Raw genomic sequence first — 23546 nt, forward strand, 5'->3', positions numbered from 1 at the left:
CCCTCATTCTTGCAGCATCCGGAGCGAGGTCAGGACGAAGGTCAGTCGTCCCGTGCCGACCGCGTCGGTAGGCTGGCCGGTGCGGTGCCGCGGTTAGAGTGAGCCCGCCCACTGCTGTCGAGAGCGAGGAGCTCCTCCCATCATGAGTGTGCGCATCGCACCCAGCGCCGACGTCGCCGAGAGTGCCGCGATCGGCGACGGCAGCCAGATCTGGCACCTCGCCCAGGTGCGCGAGGGGGTGTCGATGGGGGAGTCGTGCGTCGTCGGACGAGGCGCCTACATCGGCACCGGCGTGCAGATGGGCCGGAACTGCAAGGTGCAGAACTACGCCCTCGTGTACGAGCCGGCGACGCTCGCGGACGGCGTCTTCATCGGTCCCGCCGTGGTGCTGACGAACGACACCTACCCGCGCGCCGTGAACCCCGACGGCACGCTGAAGAGCGCGGACGACTGGCACGCCGTCGGCGTGACGATCGGCGAGGGGGCAGCGATCGGTGCGCGCGCCGTGTGCGTCGCCCCCGTCACGATCGGCGCCTGGGCGACCGTGGCCGCCGGCGCCGTCGTCACCAAGGACGTCCCGGACCACGCCATCGTCGTCGGGGTTCCCGCGCGACGGGTCGGCTGGGTCGGACGAGCAGGCCGACCGTTGGAGCGCGACGGCGAGCACTGGGTGTGCCCGGTGACGGGGGCCCGCTACGAAGAGAACGACGACACCATCAGAGAGGTTGCGGCCGAATGAGCCAGACACTGATCCCCGCGGCGAAGCCGATCGTCGGGGACGACGAGCGAGCGGCCGTGGACCGCGTGCTGCGCAGCGGGATGATCGCCCAGGGCCCGGAGGTCGCCGCCTTCGAGCAGGAGTTCGCCGACGTGCTCGTCGGCGGGCGCACGTGCGTCGCGGTCAACTCCGGGACCTCCGGCCTCCACCTGGGCCTCCTCGCCGCGGGCATCGGCCCGGGCGACGAGGTGATCGTCCCGTCGTTCACGTTCGCGGCGACCGCGAACTCGGTCGCGCTGACCGGCGCGACGCCGGTGTTCGCGGACATCGAGGCGGACCACTTCTGCCTGTCGCCCGACGCGGTGCGCGCCGCGATCACCGAGCGCACGAAGGCGATCATGCCGGTGCACCTCTACGGTCACCCGGCGGACATGACGGCGCTCGGAGCGATCGCCGAGGAGCACGGTCTGCTGCTCTTCGAGGACGCGGCCCAGGCGCACGGCGCGACGCTCGACGGCCGTCCGGTCGGCTCGTTCGGCACGTTCGCGATGTTCAGCCTCTACCCGACGAAGAACATGACGTCGGGCGAGGGCGGCATGGTGTCCTGCGCGACCGACGAGGTCGCCCGCAACGTCCGGCTGCTGCGCAACCAGGGCATGGAGCGCCAGTACGCGAACGAGGTCGTCGGCTTCAACGCCCGCATGACCGACGTCCACGCGGCGATCGGCCGGGTGCAGCTCACCAAGGTCCAGGGCTGGACCGCGGACCGTCAGCGCAACGCGGCGTTCCTCACCGAGAACCTCGAGGGCGTCGTCACGCCGCCCGTCGCCGACGGGGCGGTGCACGTCTACCACCAGTACACGATCCGGGTCGCCGACGACCGCGACGGCGTGGTGACCGCGCTGCGCGAGGAGCACGGCGTGGGCTCGGGCGTCTACTACCCGATCCCCAACCACCGTCTCGAGAGCCTGCGGCACTTCGCGCCGGGCCTCGACCTGCCCGAGACCGAGATCGCGGCGCAGCAGGTGATCTCCCTGCCGGTGCACCCGTCGCTCACCCAGGCCGACCTCGACCGCATCGTCACCGCGGTCAACACCGTCGTGAAGGCAGGTGCGTGATGGCCGACCTCCGCGCAGGCCTCATCGGCCTCGGTGCCATGGGTCGGCACCACGCCCGGGTGCTCCGCGAGATCGACGGCGTCGACCTCGTAGCCGTCGCCGACCCGGGCGGCGACCCCTACGGCGTGTCGGGTGACCTCGACGTCCTCCCCGACGTCGACGCGCTGATCGTCGCCGGGATCCAGATGGCCGTCGTCGCGGTGCCCACCGTCTTCCACGAGGACGTGGCGCTCGCCCTCGCCGCCGCCGGCATCCACACGCTCGTCGAGAAGCCCATCGCCGCCACGAGCGAGGCCGGCCGGAAGGTCGCCCAGGCGTTCGCGGAGGCCGGCCTGGTGGGCGCCGTCGGGCACATCGAGCGCTTCAACCCCGCGCTCCAGGAGCTCCGCCGCCGCACGGAGGCGGGCGAGCTCGGCGAGGTGTACCAGATCGCGACCCGCCGCCAGGGCCCCTTCCCCGCGCGCATCGCCGACGTCGGGGTCGTCAAGGACCTCGGGACCCACGACATCGACCTCACGGCCTGGGTCGCCCAGAGCCCGTTCCAGTCGGTCGCGGCGCAGACGACCCACCGCAGCGGCCGTCCTCACGAGGACATGGTCACGGTGACCGGACGTCTCGAGAACGGCGTCGTGACGAACCACGTCGTCAACTGGCTCTCGCCGATGAAGGAGCGCGTCACCATCGTCACCGGCGAGCGCGGCGCGTTCGTCGCCGACACGGGGACCGCCGACCTCACCTTCTACGCCAACGGGGTCATCCCGACGGAGTGGGAGGCCGTCTCGGCCTTCCGGGGCGTCTCCGAGGGGGACGTCACGCGGTACGCCTTCGCGAAGCGGGAGCCGCTCCGCGTCGAGCACGAGGCGTTCCGCGACGCGGTGCTGGGGCTGCGCCACGACGTCGTGACCATGGAGGAGGGGCTGCGCACCCTCGAGGTCGCGGAGGCGGTGCTCGATTCGTCCCGTACGGGCACGATGATCACCCTCTGAACCTGCTCGCCCGCACTGCGGACTTTCTCCCGGGAACGTACGGTGACGAGAGAGTGCCCAAGGCACACATCTCGACCACAGGGGAGGAACGATGCAGTCGCATCGGTTCGGTACGTCACTTCGATCCCTCGTGGCGGGCGCCGCGGTACTCGCGCTGCCGTTCACGGCAGCGACCGCCGCGCCCGCCACGGCGGCACCAGCCACCGCGGCACCCGCTCGCGCCTCGCTCGAGGCGCCGGAGGGCGGTGAGGGGATCGAGTCCGACGTCGCGGAGCTCGCTGTGGACGAGAGCCCCCAGGCGCTGGACGCGCCCACGGACGCCGACGCCCCGTTCACGGAGGCAGGTGCTCCCGAGCAGGACGGCACGGTCGTCGCGACCTCCGGCGAGACGACGGGCCTCGCGGTGGTCGGCGTCACCTGGGAGCAGGGCACCGCACCCGACGGTGCGACCGTGGTGCTGCGGACGCGCACGGCCAAGACCTGGTCGGAGTGGGCGGTCCTCGACCAGGAGGAGGTCGTCTCCGACGACCGGACGGAGGACGAGGTCGGGTCCGACGCGACCGTGCTCCGCGACGGCACGGAGCCGGCCTTCGTCGGGGACGTCGACGAGGTCGAGGTCGCGGTGCGCGGCGCCGCCGACAGCCTGCCCCAGGACATCCGCCTCGTCGTGATCGAGCCGGGGGAGGCGGACGCGGAGCCGACCGTGGCGACGACGAGGCTCGTGGAGGAGCCGGACGTCGCGCCGCCCGCGATCGTCGACGAGTCCGCGTCCGGCGGCACCACCTTCGAACCCGACGGCTTCGCGGCGGCCGCCGTGTCCCGTCCGACGATCAACACGCGCGCGCAGTGGGGCGCCGACGAGTCGATCATGACCTGGACGCCGCAGGTCGGCCGCGTCAACGGCGCCGTGGTGCACCACACCGCCGGCTCCAACAACTACACCGCGGCGCAGGTGCCGTCGATCATCCGGGGCATCTACACCTACCACGCGCAGTCCCGCGGCTGGGGCGACATCGGCTACAACTTCCTCGTCGACAAGTTCGGTCGCATCTGGGAAGGACGCGCGGGCGGGGTGGAGCGCGCGATCGTCGGCGCGCACGCGTCAGGCGTGAACTCGCACACGTTCGGCCTCTCGCTCATGGGGAACTACGACCAGGTCGGCGTCCCCGCCGCGGCGATGGACGCGATGTCGCGACTGATCGCCTGGAAGCTCTCGCTCCACGGCGTCAGCGCGAACGGGACGGCGAGCATCGACGGGCGCACCATGTCGGCCGTCGTCGGCCACCGGGACGTCGGCCAGACGTCGTGCCCGGGCGCGAACCTGTACCCGCGGCTCGGTGAGCTCCGCTCGAAGGCGGCTTCCCTCCAGGGTTCGGCACCCTTCCGGACGACCTCGCGGAGCCTCGCGGGCGACGCCCTGCCCGAGCTCGTCGTCGAGCAGCGAGGGACGGTCTCGCTCCGGGCACCCCGCGGCTGGGGGTGGGAGGCGCCGACCACCGTCAGCACGGGCTGGGCCGGGCGCACGCTCGTCGCGGCCGGTGACTGGGACCGGGACGGTCGCGGCGATCTCGTCTGGCGCGACGCGAGCGGTCGGCTCTTCCTCCTGGCCCGCACGGCGAACGGCTGGGCAGCACCCCGGCAGATCGGCGAGGGCTGGTCCGTGATGAACGCGATCGTCGGCGGCTTCGACTGGGACGGCAACGGCTATCCCGACCTGCTCGCGCGACGAGCGAGCGACGGAGGCCTCTGGCTCTACCCCAACAACGGACGCGGTGGCTTCGGCAGCCCGCGGCAGATCGGCTGGGGCTGGCAGAGCATGTCGGCCATCACGATGATCGGGAATCTCCGCTCGGGCCCGGCGCTCGTCGCGCGCGACGCGACCGGCCGCCTCGTGACCTACCGGGGCGACGGGCGGGGCGGGTTCAACGGCACCGTGCGCCTGGGCCAGGGGTGGAACGCGATGACGACACTGATCGGCGTCGGGGACGCGTCCGGTGACGGGCACGCCGACCTGATCGCCCGTGACCGGGACGGGTTCCTGTGGAGGTACCCCGGCGACGGCCAGGGGTCGTTCGGTGCGCGGACCCAGATCGGGAACGGTTGGCAGTCGTTCTCCGCGGTCGTGGGGACGCGGTCGGGGGACGTCATCGAGGTGTACCCGGTCGACCGCTCCGGAAACCTGCGCCGCTACCCGTACTCGAAGGACGACCGGTTCGGCACGACCCTCCCCACCTCGGTGCGTGTCGGGGCGGGGGCCTCGGTCGTCCCCTCCGGTGACTGGAACGGTGACGGGCGCCCCGACCTGATGGTGCGCGGGTCCGACGGGCGGCTGTTCCTGCACGCCGGCACGGGCGACGGCGCCTTCTCGCCGACCGCCACGCAGATCGGTGTCGGATGGAGCGGGATGGTGTCGATCGTCGGCGCTCCCAACTTCGCCGGGGACGGCCGTCCCGCGCTCCTCAGCCTCGAGCGGGGCTCCGGCCGGATCTGGGTCTACCCGGGCGACGGCAGAGGTGGTTTCGGCCGACCGTTCGTCATCGGCACCGCCCCCGGTGCCGACACGCTCGTCAGCGTCGGGGCGTGGACCGGCCGCGTCCCCGACGTCGTGACGCGCGAGAGCGGCGCGCTCGTCCTGCGCGAGGGCAACGGTGCCGGACAGCTCGGCGCTCCGCGCAGGATCGGTCAGGGCTGGGGCGGCGCGGCGTCGATCATCGGTGTCGGTGACGCCACCCGCGACGGCCGGCCCGACATCGCGCTCGTGGCGGCTGACGGCACGGTCCGGCTCTACCCCGGGGACGGCCGAGGCGGCTTCCTCGCGAGCTATCCCTTCGGGAGCGTGCCCCAGGGCGCCGCGACGTCATGACCGTCCTCGGTGCGCCGTCCCGGGTCGTCGTGGACGACCCGGGACGGCGCTGCCGCGCGGCGGTCGGTGCCCGGGCCGCAGGGTTCGCGTAGACAGCCGACGGTTCGTCCGGGGCAGGGCGGTCGTGCACCGTCGTCGCCGAGCCCGCGGCCTGGAGCCGTCCCGGCGTCGCCGACGGCGTGCCGCACGACGACGCCGGGACGCACGGCGGGTTCAGCTCAGGACGCGGACCACGTCCCAAGCGCTCCCGATCACGCGGGGCGACCCGAAGCGGTCGCCCAGCCACGGGTAGATCCGCAGCGCGCCGTCGCTGCCGGACGCGAGGACGTCGGGCCGGGTGTCGCCGTCCCAGTCGTCGACCACCGTCAGCAGCCGCATCCCGGACCAGCCCGTGCCGATCTGCCGGCCGGAGAATCCTCCGTTCACGCCGCCCTGGTAGAGGAAGAGTCGGCCGTCCGCCGCTCGGGCGACGAAGTCGACCCGACCGTCACCGGTCCAGTCGCCACCGCCGAGGACCGCGGTCATGCCTCCCCAGCCCGGACCGACCCGGAACCGGGACTGGAAGCTGCCGTCGCCGCGACCGGGGTACTGCCACATGACCCCGCCGCTGTCGATGGCGAGCATGTCGACGGCACCGTCACCGTCGATGTCCCCGGGCATGACGATCATCCGGAAGCCGCCCCACCCGGGCCCGACCTTGGTGGCCGAGCCGAACCCGCCCTTGCCGTCCGGTTCGTAGCGCCACAGGACGCCCGTCTGGTCGACGGCGAGGACGTCCGTACGCCCGTCGCTCGTCAGATCGTTGGCCCGCACCACCAGCCGCATGCCCGACCAGCCCTTGCCGACCTGGCGCCAGCCCGCGAACCCGCCGTCGCCCGTGCCCTCGTACGACCGGAGGCTCCCGTCGTTCATCACGGCCACGAGATCGGGGCGGCCGTCGGCGGTGGTGTCCGAGTCCAGGCGGGTGCTCCCGGTCAGCTTCCACCAGTCGCTCCGGAGCCCGAGGGCGGAACGGAACGCGCTCCCCGACACGGTGACGCTGCCCGACGAGCCGGCGATCACGACGTCCACGACCCGGCCGCCCCACTCGCCGTCCCCCGTCCTGCGCGACGTCTCGACGTAGCGGGGCGTACCCACCTGCGGGTACGCGGTGCGCAGCCTCTCCGTCGTGACGCGGAGCGACCAGCTGTGCACCGGGTTCCCGATCGCGTCCCACGGGTCGGGCTTGGCGACCTGGTAGGCCAGCGACCCCGACGCGGTCCAGCCCCCGTTCGACGAGCTGAACTGGGTGAAGGCAGGGGCGCCGCCGAAGTACCGCACCTGGTTGGCCGTACCCGCGATGGCAGCGTCCGTCGTGCTCGCCTCGTGCGTCGTCGTCACGACGCCGGCGCTGTTGTAGGTGCGATACCCGGGGTACACCTGGCACGACGTCGTGTCGCAGGTGTGCCACGGTGCGCTCGGACGAGCGGCACGGTCGAACGACGCGTACGTCCGCGCGGCGACGGCCTGAGCCCGCAGGGCGTCGGCGGGCCAGCTCGACGGGGACTCGGACGGCACCACCGAGCGGAGGTAGGACTCCATGGGGAGCGCGTTGACGGTCCGCAGGCGTGGTGCGGCTCCGTCCTCGACAGCTCGGACGGAACCGCGGTAGAGCTTGCTCGTGCCGTTCGGCAGGAGCAGCCGCACGGTGCCCGACGGCGCCTCGATGCCGAGGAAGGACGACGACGCCCCCTGCGACCAGGGCCGCCACGCACCGTTGACGAGCCCGTGGAGGAAGAGACCTTCGGCCTGCCGGACGATGCGCCACTGCGTCACGGTCTCTCCGGGGAACCCGATGGGCCGTCTCGTGTTCCGCGTGTCGGACGCCGTCATGCCGTCCTGCGCGACGACCCGGACCTCGTTGTCGTCGTCCGCGGAGACGAGCACCCGGATCTCCGCGTTGTTCTGCGTGACGCGCGTCGTCCCGGGGTAGTAGAAGTCGAGGATGTCCTGGTACCCGACCCCCTGCGTGGCCGCACCGCGCGCACCCCACTGGGACAGTCCACGGCCGTGACCGAACCCGTGCCCGGCGATCGTCACCGCGCCGCCCGGCGGGAGGTAGACCCTCTCGGACGTGGTGACGACGGCAGCGGCCGCTGCCGACGTCACGCCCAGGACGGCGACCATCGCCGCGGTGACGACGCTCGCGACGAGCGACCTTCGATGCATGTGTGAGCTCCTTGTCGATCCGGAGACCAGCGTAGGCATCCGACGACGTCATCGCCGGTTCGCGCGACACGAACACCTAGGATGAATCCGCCCCGTCAGCGAGGAAAGGACGCCGCGTGCGTGTCGCGCTTGCCAGCAGGATCTACGACCCGGAGCCCGCGGCCGCAGCGTTTCGGCTCCGCGCGCTGGCCGAGGCGCTGGCCGAGGAAGGTCACGACGTCCAGGTCCTCACGGTCGCCGCACCGCGGGGCACGGTTCCCGGACCGGTCGGGGAGCGGGTGCGTGTCCGTCGTTGGCCCGTCCTGCGCGATCGACAGGGCTACGTGCGCGGGTACGTCCAGTACCTGAGCTTCGACGTCCCGCTGTTCCTCCGGCTCCTCCTGACGCGGTCGCTCGACGTCGTCGTCGCCGAGCCGCCCCCGACGACCGGTGTCGCGGTGCGGCTCGCGTGCGCGGTGCGTCGGATCCCCTACGTCTACTACGCCGCCGACGTCTGGTCCGACGCGGCGGACACCAGCGGAGCGGCCCCGGGGCCCGTGGTCCGCGCGCTGCGCGCCGTCGAGTCGTGGGTGCTGCGGGGCGCTGCCCGCGTGGTGGCCGTGACCGACGGCGTCGCGGACCGGGTCCGCGAGCTCGGGGCGCGCGACGTGGCCGTCGTGCGCAACGGCATCGACACCGAGGTGTTCCGACCAGACGGCGAACCGGCTGCGTCCCGACCGCCGGGGCCGTACGCCGTCTACGCCGGGACCACCTCCGAGTGGCAGGGCGCCGACGTCTTCGTCCGGGCGCTCCCCGCCGTCCGAGCCGCGGTCCCCGGCGCGACTCTCGTCTTCCTCGGCCAGGGGAGCGCCTGGGAGGAGATCGAGCGGGTCGCGCGGTCCCTCCCCGACGGGGCGGAGGCGGTGCGCATGCTCCGCACCGTCCCGCCCGCCGAGGCGTCGGCCTGGCTCCGCGGTGCGCGCGCGGCACTCGTCTCGTTGCGACCGGGACTCGGGTACGACTTCGCCTTCCCGACGAAGGTGTACGCGGGACTGGCGTCCGGCACGCCGGTGCTCTACGCCGGACCGGGCGCCGCGCGCACGGTGATCCGTCAGGACCGCCTGGGTGCGGCCGTGGACCACGACGTCGACGAGGTCGCCCGCGCCCTCTCCGAACTTCTCGCCGTGGAACCGGCGCCGACGGAGCGGACGCGGCTCGCGCGCTGGGCCGAGGAGAACGCCTCGGCACGGGCTCGGGCGCGCACGGTCGCCGAGGTCGTCCGCGGGGCGTCGCGCGGGGCCCGGCCGTGAGCGGCGTCCGACCCGCCGTGACGGTCGCTCCCGCCCGACAGGACGAGGGGGCCGCGCCGTGCGACTGACGTCCGTCCTCGGCCGGATCTACCAGCGCACGCCGGGAGGACTCCGCCGACTCGCAGGGCGGGCGTCGTCGGCGCTGCCCCCGGCGGTCGAGGAGCGACTGGCGGCGTGGGCCGCGCACCGCCCGTACGTCGCGCCTCCACCGCCGGTCGACGTCCCCGACGCACGCGTCCGGCTCTACGTCGCGCCCGCCAACTATGCCGGTCAGGGCTACGCCTGGGCCCGTGCGGTCGAGCGGCACCTCGACGGGGTCGGGGCCCGGAACATGGCTCCGCTCGGAGGGTTCGGGTTCCAGGCCGACCAGCACGTGCCGGGCCACGTCTACCGGACGTCCCGCAGCTGGCAGCGCGCGGAGCGGGCAGCCGTCGAGAAGTTCACGCACGTCATCGTCGAGGCGCAGCTCCCCCTGTTCCCCCGACTGTCCCGGGGCGGAACGGCGGACGAGGTGGCGCGGCTGCGCGCGGCCGGCGTCTCCGTGGCCACGCTGAGCCACGGCAGCGAGGTCCGGCTGCCGAGCGCGCACGCGCGGCGCGAGGAGCACTCCCCGTTCCGGGGCGCGTACGGCGACGCCGCGGTGCTCGAGTCGGTGGCGACGAGCAACCTGGCCCGGCTGCGGGAGCTGAGAGACCGGGGCGTCCCTGCGTTCGTGTCGACGCCCGACCTCCTGCTCGACGTGCCGTGGGCGACGTGGCTCCCCGTCTGCGTCGACACGAGCACCTGGGCGGTCGAGGCCGCGCCGATGGTGCGCCGGGTCCCGGTGGTCGTCCACGCGCCGAGCAGGGGGTCGCTCAAGGGCACCGACCTCGTCGAGCCGGTGCTCCGCGAGCTGGACGAGTCCGGCATGATCGAGTACCGGCAGGCGAAGGGGCTCGACCGCGCGGGCATGCAGGAGCTCTACCGGCGGGCGGACGTCGTGCTCGACCAGTTCGCGTTGGGCAGCTACGGCGTCGCGGCCTGCGAGGCGATGGCGGCGGGGCGCGTGGTGGTGTCGCACGTCTCCGACCAGGTGCGCGACGAGGTACGTCGGAGCACCGGTACGGACCTGCCCGTCGTGCAGGCGGAGGCGGGGTCGTTGCGCGCCGTGCTCCTGCGGCTCCTCGACGACCGTGACGCGGCCCGGGACGCGGCGTCCCGAGGCCCGGAGCTCGTCCGTCGACTCCACGACGGGCGCGCCGCGGCCGCAGCGTTGGCGCCCTTCCTCGGGGTGGATCCGCCGTCGTGATCGTGGCCTGATTCGTCCCGGTCGTGTGGGACGATGGTGGCTCCTCGTCTCCGTGCCGACCCTGGAGCCTTGTTGCTGTCGCTCTACTCCGTCGCCCGGCAGGTGCTGCGCATCCTCCCGCCAGGGACCTCCCGCTTCTACCTGCGACTCATCTCTGCCTCCACGGCCCTCGCACTGCTCGACGTGCTCTCGATGGGTCTCTTCGCGGTCGTGATGACGCCGACGCTCACCGGCTCTCCGATCAAGCTGCCGGTCCTGGGGACGTTCCCGCCCGACGCGGCGGTCTGGTTCGTCGTCGTCGCGTGCGGGCTCATCGTCCTGAAGGGCGCCGCGACCCTGCTGCTGCAGTGGTGGGCGACGCGCCGGTTCGCCCGGTACGAGCTCGAGGTCGGTGACCGCCTCTTCCAGGCCTACACCCGGTTGACGTGGGAAGAGCGTTCGCGGCGCAGCACGTCCGACCTGACGCGCGTGGCCGACACGGGCATCGCCAACACGATCATGGGATTCCTCATCCCGCTCTCGACGATCCCGACGAACGCCCTGACGTTCGTCGCGGTGGCCTCGGTCCTGCTGGTCGCGCAGCCGGTCAGCGCGCTCGCCGTGATGGCCTACCTCGTCCTCGTCGGCGTCTTCATGTCGACGTACCTCTCGCGCAAGGTCGCCGCCGCCGGGCGCACCAACCGGACCTACGCCTACCGCGCGGCCGGGGTCATGACCGAGCTCGTCGAGGCGCTGAAGGAGTTCACGCTCCGCGGGCGGCTGGACGCGGTGCGCCTCCACGTGCGCGAGATCCGCTCGCACGCCGCACACTCCCGCGCGAACATCTCGTTCCTGTCGATCGTGCCGAAGTACACGATGGAGGCGGCGCTCATGGTGGGCATGCTCATCGTGGGCGGGATCTCGTACGCGTCCGGAGGGCTGGACGAGGCGGTCGCCGCGATCGCGCTCTTCACGCTCACCGGCTTCCGCATGCTGCCGGCGATCAACGGGGTCCAGGCCAGCCTCACGCAGGCGAGCTCGAACGAGGTCCACGCCCGCAACGTCGTCTCGGACATCACCGACGCCCAGACGGCCGCGCGAGAGGCCGAGCTGGCCGACGTCCGCACGCTTCCGGACGCGCCCCGGAACCTCGAGCTCCGCGACGTCCGTTTCCGGTACCCGGGCACCCAGACCGACGTGCTCGAGGACCTGACGCTCACGATCCCGTTCGGCAGCACGCTCGGCATCGCCGGCCCGTCCGGCGCCGGCAAGTCGACGCTCGTCGACATCCTCCTCGGTCTCTCGAGGCCGACCGCGGGAACCGTCGAGGTCGACGGCGTCCCCATCGCCGAGGCGCAGAGGAGCTGGCGTTCCCGGGTGGCGTACGTCCCGCAGAGCGTGGCGGTGTTCGCCGCCTCGATCGCCCAGAACGTCGCGCTGACGTGGGGAGACGACTTCGACCGCGAGCGCGTGGTCAGCGCGCTGCGACGGGCGCAGCTCGACGAGCTGCTCGACACCCGCGAGGGCGGGATCGACGCGATGCTCGAGGAGCGGGGCGCCAACCTCTCCGGCGGCCAGCGGCAGCGACTGGGTATCGCGCGGGCGCTCTACTCCGACCCGCTCGTGCTCGTGCTCGACGAGGCGACGAGCGCGCTCGACGGACGCACCGAGGACGCCGTGGCGCAGGCCATCCGGAACCTGCAGGGCGAGGTCACCATCATCGCGGTCGCGCACCGGCTCGCGACCATCCGGTCGTTCGACGCGATCGCCTACATGGACAGCGGTCGCATCCTCGCCACGGGTTCCTTCGAGGACCTCCAGCGGGTCGTCCCGGACTTCCGGGTGCAGGCGCGCCTGGCGGGCCTGGAGGTGGCCGATGTCTGAGCGGCCGCGCCTCCTCATCCTCTCGTTCTCGCCGATCGCGAGCGACGCCCGGGTGCTCAAGCAGGTCCGCCTGTTCGCCGAGCGTTACGACGTCACGACCTGCGGGTTCGGACCGCAGCCCCACCCCGACGTCGAGCACGTGCAGGTCGCCGACCCGGTCGTGCCCGCCGACCCGCGGCGGGCGCGCGTGCGAGGGCTCGTCACCGAGGCGCTCAAGAGCGTCCGTCTGTACCGCGCCGCCTACTGGCGCAACGCCTGGGCCCGGGAAGCCCGGCAGAGGCTCCGCGGCCGCGACTTCGACGTGGTGCTGGCGAACGACGTGGACACGGTCATCCTCGCTCGGACCCTCGTCGGTCTCGACCGTCTCCACGTGGACCTCCACGAGTTCTGGCCGCTCGAGGGGGCCGCGCTGCGGGGACGTCGGCGACTTCCCGGCGTCTACAACGCCTGGGTCTGCACCCGGCTCGCCGGCCGCGCCGCCTCGACCACCACGGTCGGGCCCGGTATCGCGCGAGAGTACGCGAGCCGTTGCGGGTTCGAGCCCGCCGTGGTGCCGAACGTCCCGCCGTTCCACGCGCTCGAGCCCGGCGCCGTCGGCCGTCCCCTCCGCCTCGTGCACGCGGGGGTCGGCGCACCCTCGCGGGGGATCCACAAGCTCGTCGAGGCGGCGCTGACGACGCGGGCCGACGTGACCCTCGATCTGTTCCTCGTCCCGACGAACAAGGCGTACGTGGACGAGCTCCGTGCCCGGGCGGCCGGCACGGACGGGCGGGTGACCGTGCACGACCCGGTGCCGCAACCGGAGCTCGTGCGCTCGCTCAACCGGTTCGACGTCGGCGTCTACCTCCTCGAGCCGCAGACGGTGAACAGCCGTTTCGCGCTGCCCAACAAGATCTTCGACTTCCTGCAGGCACGGCTCGGAGTCGTCGTGGGGCCCTCGCCCGAGATGGCGGCCCTGGTCAGGACGACGGGTGCCGGGACGGTCGCCGACGGCTTCGAGGCCGCAGACCTGCGCCGTGTCCTCGACGACCTGGGGGCCGACGAGGTGGCGCGGTGGAAGGACGCGGCGGACGGCGCCGCCACGACGTACTCGGCCGAGAACGTCGTCGGCGTCTGGTCGGAGGCGATCGACGCCATCGTCGACCGGCGCGGCCGCGCCTGACCCGAGCAGCCACCAGCCGAGGAGCCCTGTGTCTCGTCCCCGTCTTCTCATCCTGTCCTTCTCGCCGATCGCCTCGGACGCGCGGGTCCTCAAGCAGGTCCACGCGTTCCAGGACGACTACCAGGTGACGACGTGCGGGTACGGTCCTGCGCCGGGCGGCGTCGAGCACCTGCGGATCCCGGACGACGTCCGCGCGGACGACACGAACTTCCGGCTCCTGGCGGCACGGCTGTACCGCGCCGCGTACTCGTCGACCGGCGCCGTCCGTGCGGCGCGTCGGCTTCTCGCGGGCCGGTCGTTCGACGTGGTGCTCGCCGACGACGTGGAGACGGTGCCGCTCGCGCTCGAGCTGGCACCGCCCGGCCGCGTCCACGCCGACCTGCACGAGTACTCCCCGCGGCTGCACGACGACGTCCGCGCCTGGGTGTTCTGGCGGGCGCCCTACGTGCGCTGGCTGTGCCGCCGGTACGTGCGTCGGGTCGCGTCGACCACGACCGTGGGTCAGGGGCTCGCCCGGCAGTACGAGGACGACTTCGGCTTCCGCCCGGGTGTCGTCACCAACGCGACCCCGTACGCCGACCTCGCTCCGGGCGCCGTGGGGGAGACGGTCCGTGTCGTCCACAGCGGTGCGGCGCTGAGGAACCGCGACCTCGGGCTCCTCATCGAGGCGGTCGAGGGCGCAGCCGCCCCGGTGACCCTCGACCTCTACCTCGCGCCCAACGAGCCCGCCTACCTCGACGAGCTCCGCGCCCTCGCCGCCGCGGGGAGCCGCACGCGCGTGCACGACGCCGTGCCGTACGAGCGGCTCGTCGCGACCCTCAACACGTACGACGTCGGCGTGCACGTCCTTCCGCCCGTCAACTTCAACAACCGGTTCGCCCTGCCGAACAAGTTCTTCGACTACGTCCAGGCGCGGCTGGCGCTCGTGGTCGGCCCGACGCCCGAGATGGCCGAGGTCGTCCGTGCGCGCGGTCTGGGGCTGGTGACCGAGGACTTCACCGCCGGGGCCCTCGCGGACGCGGTGGGGAGGCTCACGCCCGAGAGCGTCGCCTCCTTCAAGGCGGCGTCGCAGGCCGCCGCCCGTGACCTCTCCGCGGAGACGCAGGTGGCCGGGTGGGTCCGTGCCGTGGACGCGATCGCCCGGGGCGTGCGCGCATGACGCCCGTCGTCGACGTGGTCGTCGCGGTGCACGACCTCCGCCGGGAGATCGGCCGTGCCGCGGCGTCCGTGCTGGCTGCTCGCGTGCCGATGCGGCTCACGATCGTCGCCCACCACCTCCGTGCCGACGAGGTGCTCGGTGCGCTCGGCGCCGTCGCCGAGGACGACCGGCTCCGCGTCGTGGAGCTCCACGACGGGCAGAGGTCGCCCGCCGGTCCGTTCAACCACGGGCTCGCGCTCGCGGACGCGCGGTACGTCGCCATCATGGGCTCGGACGACTTCGTCGAGGCGGACGCCCTCGACGCCTGGGTGGCCCTTGCCGAGGAGCGCTCCACCGACTATCTCCTGGTCCCTCTCCGGCATCAGGACGGCGCGCGGTCGCACGACCCCCTCGTGCGCCGCGGTCGCACCGAGCCGCTCGACCTGGTCCGTGACCGTCTCGTGTACCGCACCGCCCCGTTGGGGCTCGTGCGACGGACGTACCTGGAGAAGCTGGGGACCAGGCTCACGCCCGGTCTACGGACCGGCGAGGACATCGAGCTCGGGCTGGCGCTGCTCACCGGGGGCGGTCGCGTCGACCACGACCCCGGACTCCCCGCGTACGTCATGGGGGCCGACGCGCCGGAGCGCGTCACGCTGGAGCCGCGTCCGGCCGCCGCCGAGCTCGAGCCCGTCGAGAGGCTCCTCGGGACTTCGACGGTCGCGTCGCTGGGCCCGCGCGTACGACTCGCGGTCGCGATCAAGCTCGTGCGGTTCCACGTCGTCCCGGCGATGACCCGACGCCCGGAGCGGGAGGCGTGGGAGGACGACGACCTGGCGTGCCTCGACCGGGTGGTGCGGGGGATCGTCCGGCTCGCGCCGCGGGTGGCCGGTGCGGTGTCCGTGGCCGACGCGCGGCTGCTCCGCGCGGCCCGCAGCCGCCGCGCCGACGTGGTCGCGGCGGCTGCCCGCCGGTGGCTCGACGGCTCACCGGTCGACCGCGCGCTGACGCGCTCGCCGTGGCGCACGATCGACGTCGACGGCCCGGGCCGGCGAGCGGTCGTCCTTCGACGCGCCACCGTCCGAGCGCCCGGCAGCGCCCGTACCGAGGGGTCGCCCGAGCCGTCGCGCGCTGGTCGCCCGCCCACGACGGCGACCGCGCTCCGTGCGGCGTGGGCTCGCAAGGGACTGCCCCCGCGCACGCAGCTCCCACCCCGCGTCAACGCGGCCGTCGACTACGTCGCGGACCACCCCCGCAGCCTCCCCGGACGCGTCGCCGCGTGGCGCTTCGGCACCGTCCGTCGCGACGCGGTGCCTCCGCCCACCTCGCTCCCGCCGACCCCGACGCGGGTCTACATCGGTCCCGTCAACTACTCGGAGCAGGGGTACGCGTGGGCGCGCGCCCTGGAGCGGGCCCGGCCCGACGTCGGCGCGCGCAACATGAGCGTCGAGGTCCCGCGAGGCTTCGCCTTCCGTTCCGACACGGAGGTGCCCGAGGCGGTGTACCACAGGTCCCGTGCCTGGCAGGAGGCCGAGCTCGCCGCCGTGCGTCGATTCACCCACGCGCTGGTCGAGGCGGAGCGACCGCTGTTCGGGCGGTTGTTCTGGCGTGACGTCGAGGCGGAGGGGGCCGAGCTCGCCGCCGCAGGGGTGTCCACGGCCTACCTCGCCCACGGCACGGACGTCAGGCTGCCGTCTCGGCACGTCCGGCGGACGCCCTGGTCGCCCTACCTGGACCCCGACATGTACGTCGCTCGCCACGAGGCGGAGGCGCGGCGGAACATCGACCTGCTGGACCGGCTGGGCCGACCGCTCTTCGTCTCGACGCCGGACCTCCTGGCAGACCTGCCTCGCGCGGCGTGGGTACCGGTCGTCGTCGAGCCGGACCGCTGGTCCGTCGCCCGAGGTGACGAGAGATCCGTCCCCGTCGTCGCGCACGTCCCGAGCAACGCGGGCATCAAGGGGACGGAGCTGATCCGCCCGGCGATGCAGCGCCTGCACGACCGCGGGATCATCGAGTACCGCGAGATCTCCGGTGTCCCGTCGTCGCGGATGCCCTCGCTCTGGGCCGACGCGGACATCGTGCTCGACCAGTTCCGGCTGGGGTCCTACGGCGTGGCGGCGTGCGAGGCCATGGCGGCGGGCTGCGTCGTCGTCGGGCACGTCCTGGACGACGTCCGAGCCACCGTGCGTGCCGCCGCCGGTCGTGAGCTCCCGGTCGTGGAGGCGGCGCCGGACGTGATCGAGGCGGTCGTCGAGGACCTCGCGCGTGACGCGAGCCGACGGTCGGAGGTCGCGGTCGCGGGGCGCGAGTTCGTCCGTGCCGTGCACGACGGCGAGATGAGCGCCCGCGTCCTGCTCGACGCGTGGATCGACCCGCACGTCCCGGACTAGGGGGAGGCGCGGGCGGCTACGCCGACGCCAGGACCTCCAGGACCCGGCGGGCGGCCGCGCCGTCGCCGTAGGGCGCCGCCTCCGTGGGCCGAGGCGCCGGACGGCCGACGGCTGCCGCGATCTCCTCGGTCGTGTCCGCGAGGACGTTCCAGCCCAGGTCGACCGTCTCCACCCACTCGGTCTCGGTGCGGACGGTGGTGCACGGCACCCGCAGGAGGAACGCCTCCTTCTGGAGACCGCCCGAGTCCGTCACGACACCGGCGCTCGCCAGCACGGCGGCGACGAGGTCGGGGTAGGCGAGCGGGGCGTGCACCCGCAGGGAGCCCTGGTCCAGCGTCACGCCGTGGAGCGCGGCCTTGGCGACGACACGAGGGTGCGCCAGGAGGACGACGGGGCGGTCCAACGAGGACAGGGCGTCGGCGATGGCGCGGAGGCGCTGCGGGTCGTCGGTGTTCTCCGCGCGGTGGAGCGTCGCGACGTAGTACCCGCCCCGCTCGAGGGAGAGCTCCGTCACGAGGTCGGCGGGCTGGCCGGAGACGGCGTCGCGGACCTGGAACAGGACGTCGGTCATGACGTCACCCACGAGGACCGATCGCTCGGCGAGCCCTTCGGCCGCGAGGTGCCCCATCGCGACCTCGGTCGGTGCGAGGCACAGGTCCGCGGCGTGGTCGGTGAGAACCCGGTTGTGCTCCTCGGGCATGCGTCGGTTGAAGGACCGCAGACCTGCCTCGAGGTGCGCCAGCCGGAAGTGCAGCTTGACGGCGGCGACGGCGGCGGCGAGCGTCGAGTTGGTGTCTCCGTAGGCGAGCACCCAGTCCGGGCGGTGCTCCTCGAGGACGCCGTCGAGAGCTCCCAGGATGGCGCCCGTCTGGACGCCGTGGCTCCCGGACCCGACGCCGAGGTGCACGTCGGGGTCCGGGATCTCGAGGTCCTGGAAGAACACGTCGGACAGCATCGGGTCGTAGTGCTGGCCGGTGTGCACGATGACGTGCTCGACACCCGCCGCGGACGCGGCGCGAGCGATCGGGGCGAGCTTGACGAACTGGGGGCGGGCGCCGACGACGCTGAGGAGCTTCACGGGCGACGATGCTATCCGGTCGCCCTGGTACCGTCCTCCGTGATGAAGATCGTCGCCGTGACCACGTGGTATCCGACCGGGTCGAGCCCTTCCCTCGGTGCTTTCGTCGAGAAGGACGTCGAGGTGCTCTCGCGTGACCACGAGGTCGAGGTCGTCCATCTCGTGCCCCCCTCGCACCACGACGGCGAGGCCGTCGTCGAGCGGAACGGCGTCACGGTGCGACGCGTCGTGATGTCGACCCAGAGGCCCGATCACGTCGTGCGTGCGGCGCGAGAGCTCCGACCTCTGCTCCGGGGCGCCGATCTCGTCCACACGATGGCGTTCTCCGCGCTCCTCCCGTTCGGGCTGGGTCGTCCGGACGTGCCGTGGGTCCACACCGAGCACTGGTCGGGCCTGACCAACCCGTCCACGCTCCCCGCGTCATGGCGGGTCGCGCTCCCGGCGCTGCGGCCGCTCCTGGCGCGGCCCGACGTCGTGACCGCCGTCTGCGACTACCTGGCGCGGCCGATCCGTGCGGTCCGCACGGGCCGCACCGTGATCGTCCCGTGCATCGTGCCCGCTCCCCGGCCGCTCCCTGGGCGCCCCGCGCGGACCGAGGCGCTGCGGCTGGCCGCCGTGGGCGGTCTGATCGACAGGAAGGACCCCGTCCTCGCGGTCGAGACGATCGCCGCGCTCCGGGAGCGCGACGTCGTCGCGGACCTCACCTGGGTCGGTTCGGGCCCGCTCCGCGACCGCGTCCTCGAGCGCGCCCGCGAGCTGGGGGTCGCGGACCGCGTCCACCTGGCCGGCGTGCAGGACGCCCGGGGCGTCTCGCGCGTCCTCGCGGACGCCGACATGTTCTTCCTGCCCACACGGGCGGACAACTTCTGCGTCTCGGCGGCTGAGGCGCTGGTGCACGGGCGGCCTGTCGTGGTCGGCGCGACCGGGGGCCAGGGCGAGTACATCGAGCCGGAGGTCGGGAGCCTCGTGGGAGTCCAGGACGCCGGGGCCTACGCCGACGCCATCCTCGCGACGGACGACCGGACGCGCGTGCTCGACGCCGCGCAGATCGCGGGCACCATCGGGGACAGGTTCAGCCCGGAGGCCGTGCAGGACGGCTACGCGGGGGCGTACCGGGACGCCCTGCGGACACGCGGCGGAACGCGGCGGTGACTGCTCCCGAGGTCGACGTCGTCGTCGCCGTCCACGACGCGAGGCGGCCCGTGGCCCGGGCCGCCGCGTCGGTGCTGGATCACCAGGACGTGCGGGTCCGGCTCACCGTCGTGTGCCACAACATCGACCGCGCGCGCATCGCCGACGGTCTGGGGAGCGGGATCCTCGACGAGGTCGGGGGCCGCGTCAGGCTGCTCGAGCTGCACGACGGCATCCCGAGTCCTGCCGGACCGTTCAACCTCGGTCTCGACCACGCCGAAGCACCCTTCGTGGGCATCATGGGCTCGGACGACTGGCTCGAGGAGGGTGCCCTGGCGTCATGGCTCGCGCTCGCGCGGGCGACCGGGGCGGAGGCGGTGGTACCGCGCCTGAGGCACGCGAGCGGGAGCCGCGTGCCGACACCGCCCGCACGGCCCGGCCGTGCCCGGGACCTGGACCTCGTCAAGGACCGTCTCGCGTACCGCAGCGCGCCGCTCGGGCTCATGGCACGACCGACGATCGACCGCCTGGGCCTGCGGATGCGCGCAGGCCTCCCGGTCGGGGAGGACGTCGCCTTCGCGACCGCGCTGTGGGCGGGCGCCCGCGTGGCGCTGGACCGGCGTGGGCCCTCGTACGTGATCGGTGACGACGCCGTCGAGCGGGTGACGTACGCGCCCCGGTCGATCGGGGACGAGCTCGCGTTCGTCGGCGACCTGCTGACGATGCCGTGGTTCGCCGCGCTGGACCTCACCGCGCGTCGGTCGGTCGCGGTCAAGATCCTCAGGATCCATGTCTTCGGGGCGGTGTTCCACCGGCAAGCCCCCGAGTTCTGGACGACGGACGAGCGTCGGCACCTGCGGGCCGTCGCCGTCGCGCTGCACGAGGCCGCTCCGGGTTTCGACCGTGTGCTCTCCTTCGCAGACCGTCGCCTCCTCGACGCGGTGCGCGCGCCCGACGTCGCCGCGGAGGCCTTGATCGCCGCATCGATCGGTCGGCGTCGGCACGGGCGACCGGACACGGTGGCACCGCGCGACCTGACACGGCTCCTCGCCCGCGAGGCCCCGCCACGACTCATGGCGGCCTCGTTTCTGGCGACGCGCTGAGCACGCCTATTGTTCTCTCGGACCACCATCCTGACGACGCACCACTGAGGATCACCATGCGCATCGCTGTCATCGCACTGGGCAAGATCGGGCTTCCCCTTGCCGTCCAGTTCGCCGACCAGGGGCACGACGTCGTGGGCGTCGACGTGAATCCCGCCGTCGTCGAGAAGGTCAACGCCGGGGTGGAGCCGTTCCCCGGCGAGGCCCACCTCCAGGAGAAGCTCACGGAGCTCGTCCCCGCGGGCCGGCTGCGCGCGACGACCGACTACGGGGACGCGGTGCCGGGTGCGGACGCCGTCGTGCTGGTGGTGCCGCTCTTCGTCGATGAGGAGACGGCGCAGCCCGACTTCGGCTGGATGGACGCCGCGACGCGGTCGCTGGCGGAGCACCTGACCCCCGGGACCCTCGTGTCGTACGAGACGACGCTGCCCGTCGGCACCACGCGCAACCGCTGGAAGCCGCTCCTGGAGGAGGTCTCCGGCCTGCGCGAGGGCGAGGACTTCCACCTCGTCTTCTCGCCGGAGCGCGTGCTGACGGGACGGGTGTTCGCGGACCTGCGTCGCTACCCGAAGCTCGTCGGAGGGCTCTCGGAGGCCGGTGCGCAGCGGGCCCGGGAGTTCTACGAGGCGGTCCTCACGTTCGACGAGCGCGACGACCTCGCCCGTCCGAACGGGGTGTGGGACCTGGGGTCCGCCGAGGCGGCGGAGCTCGCCAAGCTCGCCGAGACGACCTACCGGGACGTCAACATCGGCCTCGCGAACCAGTTCGCCCTGTTCGCCGACGAGCACGCCATCGACGTGTACTCCGTGATCGAGGCGTGCAACTCCCAGCCGTACAGCCACATCCACCGCCCGGGCATCGCGGTCGGGGGTCACTGCATCCCGGTGTATCCCCGCCTCTACCTGTCGGTCGACCCGAAGGCGTCGATCGTCCGCGAGGCCCGCGCCGTGAACGCCGCGATGCCGGACCGCGTGGTCGAGCGCGCCGCCGAGGTGCTGGGCGATCTCTCGGGGCTGCGCGCCGTGGTCCTCGGGGCCGCGTACCGCGGCGGGGTCAAGGAGACGGCGTTCTCCGGCGTGTTCGCCACCGCCCGGGCGCTCGAGGAGCGAGGCGCGACCGTCGTCGTCCATGACCCGCTCTACTCCGACGACGAGCTGCGGTCGCTGGGCCTCGAGCCGTACGCGTACGGCGACGCCGCCGACCTCGCCGTCGTGCAGACCGACCACGCGGAGTACGCGGAGCTGGGTCCGGACCGCCTGCCGGGGGTCCGCCTCGTCGTGGACGGGCGTCGGGTCACCGACGCCGCGCGCTGGTCCGGCACGCCGCGCATCGTGCTCGGGGGCGGGACGGCGTGACCACCTCGGACGGCGCGCCGGCGCGGGTCGTCGCGGTCGTCGTCGCGTACGCGCGCCGGGACCTGCTCGTGGAGGCGCTCGACGCGCTCGCCGTCCAGACGCGGCCGGTGGACGCGGTGCTCGTCGTGGACAACGCGTCGCCGGACGACTCGGCGGTCGTCGCCGCGACCCACGGCGTGGCGCCGACCGTGCTGGAGCTGGCACGCAACACCGGCGGTGCCGGGGGCTTCGCCGTCGGCCTCGCGCACGCGGTCGAGGAGATGGCCGCCGACCTGGTCTGGCTCATGGACGACGACACGATCCCGACGCCGGGGGCGCTGCAGGAGCTCCTGGCCGCGCGCGACGGCTACGGGGGGCCCGTCGCGCTCCTGGGGAGCCGCGTGGTGTGGACCGACGGCCGCGACCACCCGATGAACACGCCGCGGCGGCGGCCGGGCGCGGCGGGCGCCGAGGTGCGGTCCGCGGCCTCGGTCGCGGCGGTGCCGGTACGGTCCTCCTCGTTCGTCTCGATGCTCGTCGACGCGCGCGCGGTCCGGCACCACGGGCTGCCCGTGGCGGACTACTTCATCTGGAACGACGACTTCGAGTACTCCGCCCGCCTGCTGCGCTCGGGGACCGGTCTGCACGTGCCGCGGAGCGTCGTCGAGCACCGGACGAAGACCTTCGGGGCGACGGACGCCGACCCCGGTCCTCGGTTCTACTACGAGGTGCGCAACAAGATCTGGATGCTCACCCGCTCGTCGTCGCTCTCGCCGTCGGAGCGGGTGCTGTACGCCGGGGCCAGCGCACGACGGTGGCTGCGCACCGCCGCGCGCTCGCAGGACCGGCGCACGCTCCTGGCGGCCGGGGTGAAGGGGCTGCGGGACGGGGTGTTCCGCCGCCCGCGGCCCAACAGCCGGGTCCTCGCCGGGCTCGGTCCGGTCAGCGCCTCGGTCGAGCGGCTCGAACGGTCCACGGCGTGACGACGACGCCGTTCTCCGTCCTTCTCCCGTACTACCGCAGCGACGACCCCGAGCACCTGCGGAGGTCGTTCCTCTCTGTGACGGCCGACCAGACGCTCCCGCCGGACGAGGTGGTGCTGGTGCAGGACGGCCCGACGGGCCCGGAGCTCGACGAGGCCGTCCTCGCGCTCGTCGCCGCCTCCGCCGTCCCGGTCGACCATGTCCGGCTCGAGGCGAACGTCGGCCTCGCCCGCGCCCTGGAGGCCGGCCTCGTGCGCTGTCGTCACGAGGTCGTCGCCCGGCAGGACGCCGACGACGTCTCGCGCCCGGAGCGCTTCGCCGCCCAGCTGCCGCTCCTCGAGCGCGGGTTCGACCTCGTGGGCAGCGCCATCGAGGAGCTCGACGACAGCCGGCCCGGCGACGGGCTCGTCCGCGTGCCTCCCACGACGCAGGCGGAGATCGTGCGACGGGCCCGGTTCGCGTCCCCGTTCAACCACCCGACCGTGGTGTTCCGTCGCAGCGCGGTCCGTGAGGCCGGTGGCTACGAGCACCTCGACCTCCTCGAGGACTACTGGCTCTTCGCCCGCATGATCGCGCGCGGTGCCCGGGTGGCGAACGTCCCCGACCCCCTCGTGCTGTACCGCGTCGACGCCGGGGCCTACCGACGGCGCGGCGGACGCCGGCTCCTGCGGTCCGAGATCGAGCTGCAGCGGCGGATGCGGGCGATCGGGTTCACGACGCTCGCGCAGTTCGTGCGCAACGTTCTCGTCCGGGGCGGATATCGTGTCCTGGGCGAACCGGTCCGGCGTGCCCTGTATCGGGCATGGGTCGCGGTGGCGGTCCGACGGGAGCCGCTGATGCCCGCCCGGCACGCGAACCGCCGGGCGAGGTCCCGTCGTGAGTGAAGAATCG

At 73.4% G+C, this 23546-nt stretch carries 17 protein-coding genes; 15 read left to right on the forward strand and 2 right to left on the reverse strand.

Translation table 11 applies throughout. The annotated features are described in order from the left end of the window. The first annotated feature begins 142 nt into the window (after positions 1-142). From B8281_RS08755 to B8281_RS08770, 4 genes are all read left to right on the forward strand, one after another. Positions 143-739, forward strand: coding sequence for an acyltransferase (locus B8281_RS08755; RefSeq protein WP_085387512.1), 597 nt, complete (start codon positions 143-145; stop codon positions 737-739). Further along, positions 736-1836 (forward strand): DegT/DnrJ/EryC1/StrS aminotransferase family protein, encoded by a 1101-nt coding sequence (locus tag B8281_RS08760; protein ID WP_085387513.1) that lies wholly within the window; start codon positions 736-738, stop codon positions 1834-1836. Before B8281_RS08755 ends, B8281_RS08760 begins: the two co-directional genes overlap by 4 nt. After that, positions 1836-2822, forward strand: a complete 987-nt coding sequence (locus B8281_RS08765; RefSeq protein ID WP_085387514.1) for a Gfo/Idh/MocA family protein — start codon at positions 1836-1838, stop codon at positions 2820-2822. The genes B8281_RS08760 and B8281_RS08765 overlap by 1 nt, the downstream gene beginning before the upstream one ends. 91 nt (positions 2823-2913) lie before the next feature. Continuing rightward, complete coding sequence (locus B8281_RS08770) at positions 2914-5685, forward strand: FG-GAP-like repeat-containing protein (protein WP_157446608.1); 2772 nt, start codon at positions 2914-2916, stop codon at positions 5683-5685. Between the two features lie 213 nt (positions 5686-5898). On the opposite strand, the gene B8281_RS08775 is transcribed toward B8281_RS08770, so the two are convergent. Next, positions 5899-7893 (reverse strand): SpoIID/LytB domain-containing protein, encoded by a 1995-nt coding sequence (locus tag B8281_RS08775; protein WP_051876376.1) that lies wholly within the window; start codon positions 7891-7893, stop codon positions 5899-5901. Between the two features lie 116 nt (positions 7894-8009). On the opposite strand from B8281_RS08775, the gene B8281_RS08780 reads away from it, so the two are divergent. The 6 genes from B8281_RS08780 (at position 8010) to B8281_RS08805 (ending at position 17026) form a co-directional block, all read left to right on the forward strand. Next, positions 8010-9182, forward strand: a complete 1173-nt coding sequence (locus B8281_RS08780) for a glycosyltransferase family 4 protein (protein WP_081895710.1) — start codon at positions 8010-8012, stop codon at positions 9180-9182. Between the two features lie 58 nt (positions 9183-9240). Beyond that, on the forward strand, positions 9241-10470 hold the full coding sequence (locus B8281_RS08785) for a hypothetical protein (RefSeq protein ID WP_051027622.1): 1230 nt from the start codon (positions 9241-9243) through the stop codon (positions 10468-10470). A 69-nt stretch (positions 10471-10539) separates the two neighbouring features. Continuing rightward, complete coding sequence (locus tag B8281_RS08790; RefSeq protein ID WP_232322740.1) at positions 10540-12333, forward strand: ABC transporter ATP-binding protein; 1794 nt, start codon at positions 10540-10542, stop codon at positions 12331-12333. Next, positions 12326-13495, forward strand: coding sequence for a hypothetical protein (locus tag B8281_RS08795; RefSeq protein WP_043652132.1), 1170 nt, complete (start codon positions 12326-12328; stop codon positions 13493-13495). Before B8281_RS08790 ends, B8281_RS08795 begins: the two co-directional genes overlap by 8 nt. Positions 13496-13523: 28 nt before the next feature. Then, entirely contained in the window at positions 13524-14654 is a 1131-nt protein-coding gene (locus tag B8281_RS08800; protein WP_085387516.1) for a glycosyltransferase, read from the forward strand. Next, positions 14651-17026 (forward strand): glycosyltransferase, encoded by a 2376-nt coding sequence (locus B8281_RS08805; protein WP_085387517.1) that lies wholly within the window; start codon positions 14651-14653, stop codon positions 17024-17026. The genes B8281_RS08800 and B8281_RS08805 overlap by 4 nt, the downstream gene beginning before the upstream one ends. Before the next feature lie 16 nt (positions 17027-17042). Here the strand turns inward: B8281_RS08805 and wecB are convergent, their stop codons facing one another. Beyond that, positions 17043-18104 (reverse strand): non-hydrolyzing UDP-N-acetylglucosamine 2-epimerase, encoded by a 1062-nt coding sequence (wecB, locus tag B8281_RS08810; protein ID WP_085387518.1) that lies wholly within the window; start codon positions 18102-18104, stop codon positions 17043-17045. A 42-nt stretch (positions 18105-18146) separates the two neighbouring features. Between wecB and B8281_RS08815 the strand changes: the two genes are divergently transcribed. Genes B8281_RS08815 through B8281_RS08835 form a run of 5 tightly spaced genes read left to right on the forward strand, consistent with a single transcriptional unit; the run spans position 18147 to position 23539 of the window. Further along, the gene (locus B8281_RS08815; RefSeq protein ID WP_085387519.1) at positions 18147-19256 is read left to right on the forward strand and encodes a glycosyltransferase; all 1110 of its coding nucleotides are present in this window, start codon (positions 18147-18149) and stop codon (positions 19254-19256) included. Next, positions 19253-20338, forward strand: a complete 1086-nt coding sequence (locus tag B8281_RS08820) for a hypothetical protein (RefSeq protein WP_034650588.1) — start codon at positions 19253-19255, stop codon at positions 20336-20338. Before B8281_RS08815 ends, B8281_RS08820 begins: the two co-directional genes overlap by 4 nt. Before the next feature lie 56 nt (positions 20339-20394). After that, on the forward strand, positions 20395-21693 hold the full coding sequence (locus tag B8281_RS08825; RefSeq protein ID WP_043652141.1) for a nucleotide sugar dehydrogenase: 1299 nt from the start codon (positions 20395-20397) through the stop codon (positions 21691-21693). Next, entirely contained in the window at positions 21690-22655 is a 966-nt protein-coding gene (locus B8281_RS08830) for a glycosyltransferase (protein WP_085387520.1), read from the forward strand. Before B8281_RS08825 ends, B8281_RS08830 begins: the two co-directional genes overlap by 4 nt. Beyond that, complete coding sequence (locus B8281_RS08835) at positions 22652-23539, forward strand: glycosyltransferase (protein WP_051027626.1); 888 nt, start codon at positions 22652-22654, stop codon at positions 23537-23539. The genes B8281_RS08830 and B8281_RS08835 overlap by 4 nt, the downstream gene beginning before the upstream one ends. Positions 23540-23546: the final 7 nt, after the last annotated feature.

The organism is Cellulosimicrobium sp. TH-20 (assembly GCF_002105775.1).
Taxonomy (GTDB): domain Bacteria; phylum Actinomycetota; class Actinomycetes; order Actinomycetales; family Cellulomonadaceae; genus Cellulosimicrobium; species Cellulosimicrobium funkei.